The organism is Candidatus Methylacidiphilum fumarolicum (assembly GCF_949774925.1).
GTDB classification, from domain to species: Bacteria; Verrucomicrobiota; Verrucomicrobiia; order Methylacidiphilales; family Methylacidiphilaceae; genus Methylacidiphilum; species Methylacidiphilum fumarolicum.
Genome location: NZ_OX458932.1, coordinates 18,216 through 31,223, shown reverse-complemented (window position 1 = coordinate 31,223; position 13,008 = coordinate 18,216). Strand labels below are relative to the sequence as shown.

Genomic DNA, 13,008 nt, shown 5'->3' with positions numbered 1-13,008 from the left:
CCATATCTAGCTTTTCCACAGTGATTTACATTCCACTACCCCAACCATAATCTACCTTCAGGGATGGGAACGCTTTGAGTGTTAAAGCAATGTAGTACATTTGAATGGAAGGGCTTCCAGGAAACATGATGTTTTGAAAGTTAAACGAAAAAACCCAATCTTGGAGATCTCTATAAATGGTGAAATTTTCAAAAGGAATATAACCTCCTGTTCCTTGATAGGTTAACATACCCATGACCTGCCAGTCTTTATTGATTCGCCAAAAATCAGAAATGAAAACAGTGTTTTGCTGCCCAATAAAAGCCTGTTGATAGGCATTTAGCAACGATCCGTTTAAGCTCGACATACCATTGGGACCTACAGCAGGGAATGTCGCCGCAAGGGGAATGGTCAGAAAGCTGACTGGAACTTCCACATTATTCAAATAGGAATAGCCGAAGGTCAGATCATTGGCTCTATGAAATTGATAGGTTATGGCTGTCGTCCAGTTGGTGTACCCTAGATCAGCTGTAGGTAGTGCGATATCTGAATGCAAATTAAACCAAGGTACAGGGTTGATATCTAATACTCCATAGACTTCATCTACCGTATCACTCATGGGAATGAGTAGCTGATTATATTTTCTATCCCAATTCGCATCTACAAAGGCAGTAAATTCAGCCAGATTATATGTATTCCCATCTCTTTTTGTCTGAATCCTTTGCCGTATTCCACTTCTAAGATACGTCATACCAAAAAGGGAATCAATCGAAGGATAATTCATGAGATTAATCACAGGGGGGGTAATCGTTGGGAGAAAATTATCAAATCCTAAAACTTGATAAGGATTGTCATAAGGATTGGGAATATATTGAAAATTCATAAAAGGCTGAACGACATGTCGTATCCCATGAATCCCCAGCAAAGGGATGTCTACATTTTCCCAAACTTTCGAAAGCTTAAAGGAACTTTCAAGGCCTGCAACAAACAGGGCCCTGCTAAAATCCAATCGACTAGCCGTAGGGACGGCACTTAGCACATTTTGATCACTCCAATATGTCCCTTCAAATCCAATTCTTGGAGTCACTGAAAGCCAATGGAAATATTCTTTTGGATAGCTCAATTCCTGATAGGTATCCCAACGGTACCCGCCATAATTACTTAGAAAGTATGGTGAAGGAAGAGCCAGGAGTTGGGCGGGCGTTAAGGTTTGAGTCCGAGCTAGAGGAAAAAGAAAACGATTGAGAGGCTGCCACGGATAAAAAAGGCCGAATATGTTGCCCGGTGTAAAATTAAGGTTTGAAAATTGCTGCTCGAAATTGACTACACTATACCGGGATTGATAGGCAATTGGGGTATTGAAAATTCGCGTTCGGTTCGTCAAAATTGATAATTCAGGCAATCTGTTTATCGAATTAAAAAAAGGCATTAAATTATCTCTGACAAGAAGATCCGCTGTAAAATTAGAATTATAATAATTAAGCCAAGCCACATTGTCAGGCTGTCTATTATACATATAGGTATTCCAAAGAAAATCCTCTAGCACATAGGGATCCGTCCAGTAATTTAAATCCGTAGAAAGAGTAAATTCTTGAGTCAATGGCATCTTCATAGCCAGATTAAACATCCCTCGATTTGGCCCCACATCAAACCTTGGGATAGATGTCGGATTAAGCTGAAAATCGAAATCATTGGCATAATAGGTTCTTAAGAATCCCATTCCTCCTTCACTAGGAATGAACTTGAGAATGGCTCCCCCAGCAGGGCCTCTTAAGGACCTATAGTCAAGTTGAAAAGTCGCTGCCGCTTTTTCACTGAATTTATAGTTATAGGTAAAAGTGACAAACCATCCCCAATAAGAACGTTCCCCAGGTATGATATTGTAACTGCTCTCTTCACTATTCAAAGGCTGGCTGACCACTGGAAGCCATAGCACTGGAATCTTCCCCATATAAACCGTGACGTTTTTCATCACTATCTTATCATTCGCATAAATATCAATCGTTTTGGCTTTTGTTTGGAAATAGGGATGCTCTCTATTTTCTACTGTAAACATGCCATTTTCCACATGATAATGATCCTCTTCAGGAGTGGTAAGTGTTTGACCGGAGGATAAAAGGGGAGTATCAAAGAGGCTCCAATTTAGAGCAGTTATGGCCTTAGTATCCAAATTATACACGATATGAGAAGCTCTAAAGACCCTTTTTTCGGTATAAACCCTAGCGTTGCCATCGGCAATGACTTCCCTTTTTACCGAGTCATAGCTTATCTCATCTGCATATATATCTGTTGCTCCATAATGGGCCACCGCATTGCCCTTAGCAACAGCAATGTTGCCTACAAAGTGAGTTTCTTCAGCGGTAATTTCCACAGGAATCTGTCCAGGAGGAACCTTTTGCTGTTCTTCCTCGGTTTCCGTTTCATCTGAATCCTGGGCAAAAGAGGAGAGAGAAAAAGTTATCAAAAGGCATGCTAACACTACGAAAAACGGTCCTTTTTTACTTGCCATAAGCTTGGGAAAGAAAGAAAAGAATGGCAAAAGTAGAATTTTCACGACATTTCAGTTCCACAATTATGACAAAAAGGTTTCCTTTACAAGTTCAAAACATTTGTTTTTAGACCTAATTCACACCGTTTTTTCTCTTCCCCTTATGAGCATAGAACTGACGAATGGTTTCCACAACCCTTTCCATCTCTTCTTCACGGAGTCCAGGAAAAATAGGCAAAGCTAGAACTTCCTCGGAAAGCTTTTCAGCTATAGGAAAATCCCCTTTCCTATAGCCAAGGAAAGAAAAACAGGGTTGCAGATGCAAAGGAATAGGATAATAGATTTCTGTTTGGATCCTCTGCTCCCTCAAATAATTTCTGAGCCTGTCCCTGTCTTTTTTTACTCTGATGACATACTGGTTGAACGTGTGGGTGCCACGAACCCTATTCGGTAGAAAAATGGGATAACCCCACTCTTTTTCTAACCATCGAGAATTTTCCTCCTGTTGCCTAGTCTGACAAAGACAAGGATCTGGACATTTTATGGCAACACCTGAGGAAAGGAAAGCTTTCTCATAAAATTGCGCGTTTTTTATTCTTTGGGCAATAAGACTATCGACAGCGGCCAGTCTCACACTGAGAAAAGCAGCTTGCATCTCATCCATTCTGAAATTACCGCCAAGCCATTCATGGGAATATTTCTCTTTTGAAGAACCGTGGACTCTTAAAGCCTGGATTTTGCTAGCTATGTCATCTGAAGAGGTAGAGACTAAACCAGCTTCACCAAAAGCAGCCAAATTTTTGGTAGGGAAAAAAGAAAAACAACCTACCGAGCCGAATGTCCCCGCTTTCTTATTACCAATTGAAGCACCGAATGCCTGAGCGCTGTCTTCTATAAGAAAAAGATGCTTTTTTTCTTCGATTGCTTTGAACCCTTCCATATCGGCACATTGTCCAAAAAGATGCACAGGGATTATCCCCTGGGTATTGGAACTGATCCTTGCTTGTACTTCGGAAGGAGAAAGCTGAAAGCAGCCTGGACAAACATCTGCAAAGACTGGTTTTGCTCCAGCCCTCGCGACAGAACTAGCAGTGGCAAAAAAGGTAAAGACTGGACAAATTACTTCATCTCCAGCCTTTACCCCGAAAGCCATGAGCGCTAACAAAAGAGCATCGCTTCCTGAAGAAACTCCTAGGCAATGTCTTACATTTAAATACCTTGCCACTGATTGTTCGAAGCTCCGTACTTCCTGACCAAGAATGTATCTTCCACTTTCAAGCACACGAGAGAAAGCTTGTTCTATGCTCTTTTTTTCAAGGCTGAGCATTCTTCTTAAATCCATGAATGGAACTTCACAACTATTTTTTTCTTCCACATTGACCTCTCAACTCTTATTGGTAGGAGCTTTCTTGCCATTTCAAAAGATCTTCTTCCAAAGCCTCTTCGATGTTCCGGATTTTGATTCCACAACTTAGTAGCTTCGAATTATCAAGCACACAGTTGGATCTTGGAGCTTTGACATGCTTTAAAAATTCTTTTTCGTTCTCAAAAAAAAGGAATTTCTTTCCTTTGTCTCTGAGTTTTTTACCCAATGGAGAAACAAGTATTTTTTCAATGATCTCTCGGGTGGTTATCGATCCTGTATTAGTTATGTGATAGATGCCAAAGGGTAATCTCTTTTCCCAACATTCAAATGAAGCTCTCACAAACTCTTCGATTTCGGAAAGAGAGTTCCGAGCATCCAATAAACGTGGATAAAACAAAAGCTTAGAAAGATAATTTTTGGGATGATCCTGCCAGTGAAATGGCATACGCAATCTCCAAATATAACAAGAGGCACCAACCAAAAGCTCCTCAGCAAGAGCTTTACATCCACTATAAAAACTGCAGGGAGAAGCCCTAAAAGAGAAATTTGGTGGATCTTCCTCCTGAAATCCTATTCGCTCTCCATCTTGTCTAATCCCCTTATCCCCCTGATAGACACAACCTGAGGAGACCTGACCAAATACAATTCCTTTTTTTGTGCACACCTTGGCAAGAATGCCAGGAATAATGACATTGCCTAAAAGACAGTCAACTTTGTTTTCTTCGCATGCATCTACATTCGGTTTGCCCGTATATCCTACTGCATTGATAATGAAGTCAGCCTCAATTTTATCAAGGAACTCAGTGAGTTTTTTTTCGTCCGCCAGATCGACTTCTTTGTGGGTTGGAGCAATAAAATCCAATCCTTTGGATTGAAGCATCTTTTTATAAAAACTGCCCACATACCCGCTCGATCCAAACAAGACTATCATGATAATTTTGTATGAAATCCTTATTTTTCGTTCAAGAACGATTGTTTGGCGGTTAAGGATGAAATATAACTAGGAGACTAAGGATTCCATCCCCTCATTCCTGTTCTTTCTTTTCTCAACAAGGATAAGAAAGTTATTCAGCGTTAGTCCAATTCTAAATTCTTTCTAAAAATTTCTGAATCCTTAACCCCTATATCATCATATTTTATTTCGGTTTGCACTGTTCTACCTAGCCACTCCAGTAGCACTTTGATCCGCTCTCTAGCTGGGACAAAACCCAAAACAATGCATGAAAATCCCTTAAAAGGTCCTTCAGCAATATTGATCTTCGATCCAATATTGACTTTTTCTTGAACCATTTTAATTCCTTGCTCACCAAACTGTGTTTTTAATTCTGTGATAAAACATTCCGGTACGACAGGATAGGTAGAGCCGAAATGGACAACGGTCCTTACTCCTTTAGCAGAACGAACGAAAATTAGTTTGGATAAAAGGTTAAATTTTGCAAAGAGATATCCAGGGAAAAGAGGTTCCAAAACCAAACAGGATTTTTTGCTTCTAATTTTTTTATAGAGAATCTGAGGAAAAAAAACTTCAATATTTTCTTTTTTTAAGTTTTCTATAGCAAATTTTTCTTTTTTAGGGTGAACAGAAAGACAATACCATAAAGATTCATTTGTCCATTGCTTTTCCATATTTCCCCCGAAAAGTTAGGCTATGCTATTGAAAATAATTCATTTATATTTTAATAAAACGCGAGGGGAAAAAAAACATTATCTTACCAGAGAAGCGCTTCTACTGATTCAGTAGGAGTTCTAAAGCTTCTAAGCTAATTTTATTGCCATGTTAAAAGCTGGACTAGTTGGACTACCAAATGTCGGTAAAAGCACTCTTTTTAATGCTTTGACAAAAAGCAAAAAAGCTGAGGCAGCTAATTATCCATTCTGCACGATCGATCCTAACATCGGCATTATTGCTGTAGCGGATGAAAGACTGGAGGAGCTGGCAAGAATTTCAAAATCAATAAAAACTATACCTGCAGCGATTGAAATCGTCGACATTGCTGGATTAGTAAAAGGTGCAAGCCAAGGAGAAGGGCTAGGGAATCAATTTTTAGCCCACATCAGGGAAGTGGATGCCATTCTTTTGATTCTCCGTTGTTTTGAGGGAACAGAAGTGCATCATATCACGGGTAGAGTCGATCCCGTGGAGGATCTAGACATCCTTCTGACCGAATTGTCTTTAGCTGACTTTTCCACCATAGAAAAACAGTTAGAGAAAGTCAAAAAGCGTGCTTCTGCAAAAGGAAAAATCCTTATCGATCCTTCACTACTAGAAAAAGCATCTCATTTCTTGAGTAAAGGAATCCCTCTTTTTTCCTTAAATCTTGATCAACAGGAAATGAACCAACTTAAACAGCTTTCTTTATTAACAACAAAACCTATTCTTCTTGTTTGCAATGTTGAGGAAAATGAGCTTAGTCTTGGTGAAAAAAACCCCCTCGTTCATAAAGTCATTGATTATATAAAAACACATCCTTTTTATGACTATGTCATTCTTTCAGCACAGCTAGAAGCTGATTTAAATGATCTTGATTTAGAAGAAAAAAAAGAGTACTTGCAATCGCTCGGTCTAAAGGATTCTGGTTGTGACCAACTCGTTCAAAAAGTTTATAAGCTATTAGGACTACGAACTTTTTTTACAACTGGACCGAAGGAAACCCGTGCATGGACCATCCATGCAGGCGATACAGCTCCCAAAGCAGCTGGCGTCATTCATTCGGATTTTGAAAGAGGTTTTATTGCAGCCGAATGTCTTCGATTCGAAGATTTTGTTTTGTTTGGGTCCTTTGCTAAGGCAAAAGAAGCAGGAAAATTAAGGATAGAAGGGAAAGATTATGTTATTGCCGATGGAGAAATTGTTGAATTTCGCTTCAATGTTTGAAGCCGATCTTTAAAGAATTTTTCCTTTCAATTCACAACCTTGAACTCCGGTTCTACCAAATTGTTTTTCAAGCTCTTTAAATTCAATCTTTATCCATGTGGGTCTCCCATGTGGGCAAGTATGCGGGAATTTGCAAAGGAATAGGTCCCTAACAAGTTTTTCCTGTTCTTCCCTAGTGAGCAAATCCCCTGATTTGACTGCTTTTTTACAAACTGATAAAGCAATATCTCTTTGCCAGTAGGGTCGGGCAGTTTTTTTGTGCCTTTCCAACTCAACAAGTTCCAAGAGGACTTCTCGCAAAAACATTTCGTAATCAGTTCTTTTAATTCCACTTGGGATAGCCTCCAACAAAAAAGAAGAAATGCCAAGAGAGCGTATCTCAAAGCCAAGATCTTCAAAAAAGCTCAAAGAGTTTGAAAGAATTTCAGCTTCCGTAGCAGAAAGGGTTATAAGAATCGGCGTCAACAGTTTTTGTGCCTGCTTTTGAGAAGCATGAAACTGCTCTATCATTTTCTCAAACAATACCCTTTCATGAGCGGCATGTTGATCAATTATTAAAATCCCCTCTTTGATTTCAACAGCAATGTAAAGAGAGGAAAAAAGACCAACAATTTTGTATTCAAAAGGATTGTCTGGCAGCTTAGTTTCTTGGGTTTCTTTGGGATGAGAAGAGGTGTAATTTGTGAACAGATCTTCTCCAGATAGAGATTCATTGACAAAGCTCAGGCCATTTTCTCCAATATGCGCTGTATCTGTAGTTGGAAGAGTGGGAAGATTTTGCTCTTTTTTCTCAAAAGAAAACGAAGAAGGTACCGATATTCCTTGAAATTTCAATCCATCCAATAACACTTGGTTTACAAAGTTTCTAAAAGCATATTCTCTTTTAAAACGAACTTCTTTTTTTGTTGGATGCACATTCACGTCGATCTCATCAGGACTGACTTCGGCAAAAAGAACACAAAGAGGATAGAGCCCTTTCATTAGGGAATTTCGATAGGCATCGAAGACGCCTAATGAGAAACTCTTAGATTCCACTGGCCGTTTGTTGACAAAAAAGAACATGTCTTCTCTAGAAGGTCTTCCTACCCCAGGTTTGCTTATGGCCCCATATATTTTGAATCCCTCCCCTTCCTTTTCAATCCATAAAAGTTCTTTTGCCCATGTTTCTCCTAAAACAGAACAAATTCGTTTCCAAAAATCTTCGCCTTTCTCCCAGCGTCCTTTGCCCCCTGGACTATGATCATATCGAATCCCTATTTCGGGATGAGACAGAGCAGAAAAAATAAGCTGCTTTTGAAGATGTAGCAGTTCGGTCCTTGGGGATTTTAAAAATTTAAGTCTTGCTGGAACATTGAAAAAAAGAGAGCTGACGGCAACTGTAGTTCCCTCCAATCCGCCCGATTCATTGACTTGAACTATTTTTCCCCCATGGACTTCAATAACGATTCCTTTGGAAGTTCCTTTTTCTTGGGTGGCTAGACTAAATTTTGCAACTGAAGCAATCGCTGGAATGGCTTCTCCTCGAAAACCATAAGTAGTAAGCCTGGAAAAATCACTCAACGAGGAAATCTTACTTGTAGCATGTCTTTCCAAAGAAAGAAAAGCATCTTCCCTACTCATCCCACAGCCATCATCCTTTACCTTTATCCATGATATTCCTCCAGATCTGGTTTCCACATCGATTTGGGTGGCTCCAGCATCAATAGAATTTTCAATCAATTCCTTAAGGACTGAAGCTGGCCTTTCAATAATCTCTCCTGCCGCAATCTGATTTGAGACTTCTTCGGTCAAAATGTGAATTTTCCTTCCCATTATCTATCCCAATTAAGGATTCAAATTATTGAGCTGTCTTTGTATATTTTCTTTCCTTACTAATTATGAACTTCCAACAAAAGAAAATAGCTTTCTTAAGTAAAAGATTCCAGATATTCTCTTTAATTTTAATTTTTTTTCCCTCTGCATTTGCTTTAGAAAATTCCTTCCCAACTAACAAAAAGGCTCCACCCTTCTCCCTCCCAGAATTTAGAGAGAAAACTCTTTTTCTTATTAATCGTTTCCGAAAAGACCAACATCTCTCCGCACTAAGCTTAAATCCGGAACTCAATGGAATTAGTCAACAATGGGCCGAACATATTGCACAACAAAGAAAACTTGTCCATCGATCTTTAACCTCCTTAAAAGAAATAACCCAAAGGGAGGGATGGAGTTTAATCAATGAAAATCTGCACTATTCAACAGAAGGAGCCGATCCAGAAGAAACCGTGGAAGCATGGAAAAAAAGTCCTGGGCATCGAAAAAATCTACTGGATGAAAACATTCAGATAGCCGGAATTGGAGCAGCGTTTGCAGATAATGAGGGGTTTGTAGTTTTTAATGGAGCGGCAATCAAACAAATGAATGGAAATTCGCCTTCCTCCTTACCTCATTTTCTTAGAAAGATATTCCCAAAAAGCCAAGAACGCGATGGAGATCTTGAATAGACCGAAAGGTAATTTCTATTTTCCCCGAATTCTTATCCCCCTTAATTTTGACTGGAGAACCGAATTTTACGCAAAGCTCTTTTTCGATGTTTGTGAAAAGGAAATCTGCTTCTCTTTCTTTTTGGACTACTAGTGATTTTTTTTTCTTTTCGTTATAATTTCCTACAAATTCTTCAGTTTTTCTGACCGACCATCCCTCCTTCACTATTTTTTCGGCCACTTTTTCTTGCATTTCTCTATCTGTAAGCCCAACCAAGACTTTGCCATGCCCCTGACTTAAACTGCCTTTTTCAATAAGATCCTGAACAGGCTGGGACAAAGTTAACAATCGCAAAGTGTTGGCAACGGTCGCCCTGCTTTTTCCAAGTCTCTGTGCTACTACCTCTTGGGTCAGCCCAAATTTTTCCATCATAAGGGCATAGCCTCTTGCCTCCTCGATAGGATTCAGATCGCTCCGTTGTAGGTTCTCCATTAAAGCAATCTCTATGAGATCGTTGTCAGAGGCTCTTCGGATAATCGCAGGAATAGTTTCCAGTCCAGCGCGTATGGCCGATCTCCATCTTCTCTCTCCGGCAATCAACTCGAATTGATTTTCTTTTTGCTGTCTTACAATTACAGGCTGCAGTAATCCCTTTTCTTTAATCGATTGGGTTAGTTCTTCCAATTCTTCTTCACGAATCACTTTTCTAGGTTGATACGGATTAGGAGAAATCCTGTCTACCTTGATCAAACTAATTTTTTCTCCAAGCTCTTCGCTTGGAACTGATGAAAAAAGAGATTTTGTATTGATTAATTCACTCAAACCTTTGCCAAGGCTTCTTTTAGACATATCTTCTTAGCTATTTTCCATCAAGTTCAATAGGTTGAAAAGAGAAATCAAAAAGATTTTTCTTAAAACAACTAAAGGAGAAATAAAGAACAAAGACATTTTCTTTGAAAGATGTTTAGGCTTTTAATAAAGTAAATTGAAAGTATTGCTTCGGAATCGCGCGGTTAGCTTAGTGGTAGAGCGCTCGCTTCACACGCGAGAGGTCACAGGTTCAATCCCTGTACCGCGCAGAGTTTATTCATTTGTCCTAGTTCGAGAATCCATTTTACGCAAATCCAACTCTGCAATGTATTCCTGTGCAGACTCATCAAAGTATAAGGTAAAGCCTTCTTTATCAGCAATTTTTTTCATCGATTCATTCAGTGGCAACATTCTGCCAATGATCCATGATAGCTTTTCTTTTAGACCAATCTCTTTAAGCTTGCGTAAAAGAAGCGTTCCAAGCCCCTTATGCTGCCATTGGTCCTGGATAATAATGGCAAATTCAGCTCCTTCAAATCCATGAAATTTTCCAAGTCTTCCTACACCAATGATTTCTCGAGGCTCATCTGCTGCAAGAATCTGCGCCACAAGGACAATTTCAATATTATAATCTGAAAAACATATTCGAGATAATCTCAAATGATCTACTCTTTCTTCAAAGGATAGATTTTGAAAATAACGGTAATATACTGATTCTTGAGAAAGGCCTTTATGAAATTCAACCATCAATGGTTCATCTTCAGGTCTAATTGGTCTAATCAAAACGCTTGTTCCATCCAAAAGCCTCTCCTTCCATATATACTCTAAGGGATAAGGCCGAATTGCAGGTGAACGAATAGTGCTCTCATCGATTGTAAAGGGATGAAGAACAATCCTTGCATCCAGAGCTATAACCATAGAACCGTAGACTAAGAGTGGATTAATATCTATCTCTTTTATTCTGGTTTCATATACGAGTAGTTCACTGAACCGGACAAGCGTTTCATTAAGCTTTCTCATATCCACCGGCGGGATGCCCCTAAATCCATGAAGAGCTTTTTCTATTTTAGTCCGCTCAATAAGAATAGAAGAAAGGGTCGTAGTCAGAGGGGGAAGGGCAAGCGCATTGTCTTTATAAATTTCGACAAACATACCCCCAGATCCAAAGAGCATGACTGGCCCAAACTGAGGATCAGTTGTTCCCCCCAAGATCAGTTCAATCCCTTTTTCTGATATCATTCTTTGAATCGATATGCCTTCAAAGGCACTTTCGGAAGCATGTTTTATTGTATTATCCCTAATTTTTCGAAAGGCTTTTTCCAGAGAAGCTTTATCGGATATACCAAGGATCACCCCTCCTACATCGCTCTTATGAGAAATTTTTGTCGAATTTAACTTAGCAACCACTGGATAGCCAATTTCTTCGGCAATAGAGAGGGCTTCCTGTTCGTTTTTTGCCAGGAAAGTTTCATTGACGCCAATCCCATAAAAACGGAGGATTTCTTTGGATTGATACTCAGTTAAAAGTGTTTGGTTCTTTTCTTTTAGTTGCGAAAAAACTTCCTGCGTATTTTTTTTGGCTTTGAGGATCTCTTCTGAGGGACTAACAAGGATTGGAGTTTCATAGATCGCTGAAAAATTTTTCCTATGAAGCCAACCAAAAGAAAAAGACTGTGCGGCTTCTTCGGGAAAATCAAAAGTTGGTATTCCCTCTTTTTCAAGAATACTCCTACTTTCAAAGACAGATTCTCCTCCCATCCAACAGCAAAGGAGTGGCTTAGAATAATGTTTCGCAAGCAAAGCCACTTCTTGAGCCGTTTCTTTAGGTTTAGTCATAGCTTGTTTTGTAAGGATAACAAGCAGACCATCGGCATTTTCCTCTCCTATGAGGACCTCTAAAGCCTTTCGATAGCGCTCCACATCAGCATCCCCCAATATGTCCACCGGATTGGCATGACTCCATGCTGGAGGAAGAAAAGCGTCTAATTTGCGAACGGTAGCCTCTGAAAGTTCGGCAAGTTTACCACCAGTAAGCACAAGCTTGTCGGTTGCCAAGACGCCAGCCCCTCCAGCATTTGTTAAGATGGCAAGCTTCGGACCTAACGGCAGAGGCCTTTGGCTGAAAAAAGAGGCCAGAGAAAAAAATTCAGAAAAAGAGTCCACTCTCAGAACCCCCGTCCGAAGAAAAGCAGCATCCAAAACGGCATCACTACCTGTCATGGAGCCCGTATGAGATAACGCTGCCTGAGAACCTTCTTTTGATCTTCCAGCTTTCAATACCAAAATAGGCTTTTGGAAATTCAGTTGTCTGGCAGCAGAAAGAAATGATGCTGGATCCCCAATGGATTCCATATATATAAGAATCACCCTTGTTAAATGGTCTTCAGCGAGATAAAAAAGAATGTCCCCCCAATCTACATCAGCTAAAGAACCCAAAGAAAAAAAAGCGCTAAATCCAATGTCTCGACTTAAACTCCAATCCAATACAGCAGCCCCTAGTGCACCACTCTGACTCAAAAAAGCGATATGCCCTACTTTAGGCATTTGCGGTAAAAATGTGCCATTGAATCGAACAGAAGGAAGCATGATCCCTACACAATTAGGACCAATGATTCTAAGTCCCCCCCGTCTGGCTGTTTCAACAATCTTTTGTTCTAACAACCTTCCTGTCTCGCCAATCTCTTTAAAACCGGCCGAAATAATCACAGCTCCTTTAACAGAGGCATGCACACAATCTTCTATGATCTGAGGAACAGTGATAGCCGGCGTTGCAATAATCGCTAGGTCAATGGAACTGGGAATATCTTTGATGGTGGGATAAGACTTTCTTCCAAAAATTTCCGTATGATTAGGATTAACCGGGTAAAATATGCCTCCCCATTTGATTAGATTTTCCATCAAAGCCCTTCCTACAGAAAATGGTTGTTCTGAGGCACCTATAAGAGCTACTCGCTTGGGAGGAAGAAAATTCCTTATGCCGTAAGTTCCCACAATGAGCTTGGAGCTGATCTGCATCGCTAGGAGTATCTT

Annotated in this window: 9 protein-coding genes and 1 tRNA gene; 3 read left to right on the top strand and 7 right to left on the bottom strand. The window is 39.8% G+C overall.

Annotated elements, in window-relative coordinates; translation table 11 throughout:
- Positions 1 to 25: 25 nt before the first annotated feature.
- The 4 genes from QOL44_RS00135 to QOL44_RS00120 form a co-directional block, all read right to left on the bottom strand.
- Positions 26 to 2,533 (bottom strand): LPS-assembly protein LptD, encoded by a 2,508-nt coding sequence (locus QOL44_RS00135; RefSeq protein ID WP_194281594.1) that lies wholly within the window; start codon positions 2,531 to 2,533, stop codon positions 26 to 28.
- A 67-nt stretch (positions 2,534 to 2,600) separates the two neighbouring features.
- Complete coding sequence (locus QOL44_RS00130; protein WP_009061970.1) at positions 2,601 to 3,842, bottom strand: DegT/DnrJ/EryC1/StrS family aminotransferase; 1,242 nt, start codon at positions 3,840 to 3,842, stop codon at positions 2,601 to 2,603.
- Between the two features lie 16 nt (positions 3,843 to 3,858).
- Positions 3,859 to 4,764, bottom strand: a complete 906-nt coding sequence (locus QOL44_RS00125) for a sugar nucleotide-binding protein (RefSeq protein ID WP_009061968.1) — start codon at positions 4,762 to 4,764, stop codon at positions 3,859 to 3,861.
- 143 nt (positions 4,765 to 4,907) lie between these two features.
- Positions 4,908 to 5,459, bottom strand: a complete 552-nt coding sequence (locus QOL44_RS00120; protein WP_009061965.1) for a transcription termination/antitermination NusG family protein — start codon at positions 5,457 to 5,459, stop codon at positions 4,908 to 4,910.
- A 148-nt stretch (positions 5,460 to 5,607) separates the two neighbouring features.
- Here QOL44_RS00120 and ychF point away from each other — a divergent pair, with 148 nt between their 5' ends.
- Complete coding sequence (gene ychF / locus QOL44_RS00115) at positions 5,608 to 6,708, top strand: redox-regulated ATPase YchF (RefSeq protein ID WP_009061963.1); 1,101 nt, start codon at positions 5,608 to 5,610, stop codon at positions 6,706 to 6,708.
- 9 nt (positions 6,709 to 6,717) lie between these two features.
- On the opposite strand, the gene mutL is transcribed toward ychF, so the two are convergent.
- Entirely contained in the window at positions 6,718 to 8,520 is a 1,803-nt protein-coding gene (gene mutL, locus QOL44_RS00110) for a DNA mismatch repair endonuclease MutL (protein WP_009061961.1), read from the bottom strand.
- A gap of 65 nt (positions 8,521 to 8,585) precedes the next feature.
- Between mutL and QOL44_RS00105 the strand changes: the two genes are divergently transcribed.
- Entirely contained in the window at positions 8,586 to 9,188 is a 603-nt protein-coding gene (locus tag QOL44_RS00105) for a CAP domain-containing protein (protein ID WP_045086450.1), read from the top strand.
- Here QOL44_RS00105 and QOL44_RS00100 read toward each other — a convergent pair.
- Positions 9,139 to 10,017 (bottom strand): ParB/RepB/Spo0J family partition protein, encoded by an 879-nt coding sequence (locus QOL44_RS00100; RefSeq protein ID WP_009061960.1) that lies wholly within the window; start codon positions 10,015 to 10,017, stop codon positions 9,139 to 9,141. The genes QOL44_RS00105 and QOL44_RS00100 overlap by 50 nt on opposite strands.
- Before the next feature lie 158 nt (positions 10,018 to 10,175).
- Here QOL44_RS00100 and QOL44_RS00095 point away from each other — a divergent pair.
- Positions 10,176 to 10,247, top strand: a tRNA-Val gene (locus QOL44_RS00095).
- 4 nt (positions 10,248 to 10,251) lie between these two features.
- Here QOL44_RS00095 and QOL44_RS00090 read toward each other — a convergent pair.
- Positions 10,252 to 12,993, bottom strand: a complete 2,742-nt coding sequence (locus QOL44_RS00090; protein WP_009061959.1) for a bifunctional acetate--CoA ligase family protein/GNAT family N-acetyltransferase — start codon at positions 12,991 to 12,993, stop codon at positions 10,252 to 10,254.
- Positions 12,994 to 13,008 lie beyond the last annotated feature (15 nt).

Excerpts from the sequence above, each read along its gene's own strand:
- QOL44_RS00125 (WP_009061968.1), bottom strand. The coding sequence starts at position 4,764 with ATGATAGTCTTGTTTGGATCGAGCGGGTATGTGGGCAGTTTTTATAAA.
- QOL44_RS00120 (WP_009061965.1), bottom strand. The coding sequence starts at position 5,459 with ATGGAAAAGCAATGGACAAATGAATCTTTATGGTATTGTCTTTCTGTT.
- ychF (WP_009061963.1), top strand. The coding sequence starts at position 5,608 with ATGTTAAAAGCTGGACTAGTTGGACTACCAAATGTCGGTAAAAGCACT.
- mutL (WP_009061961.1), bottom strand. The coding sequence starts at position 8,520 with ATGGGAAGGAAAATTCACATTTTGACCGAAGAAGTCTCAAATCAGATT.
- QOL44_RS00105 (WP_045086450.1), top strand. The coding sequence starts at position 8,586 with ATGAACTTCCAACAAAAGAAAATAGCTTTCTTAAGTAAAAGATTCCAG.
- QOL44_RS00100 (WP_009061960.1), bottom strand. The coding sequence starts at position 10,017 with ATGTCTAAAAGAAGCCTTGGCAAAGGTTTGAGTGAATTAATCAATACA.
- QOL44_RS00090 (WP_009061959.1), bottom strand. The coding sequence starts at position 12,993 with ATGCAGATCAGCTCCAAGCTCATTGTGGGAACTTACGGCATAAGGAAT.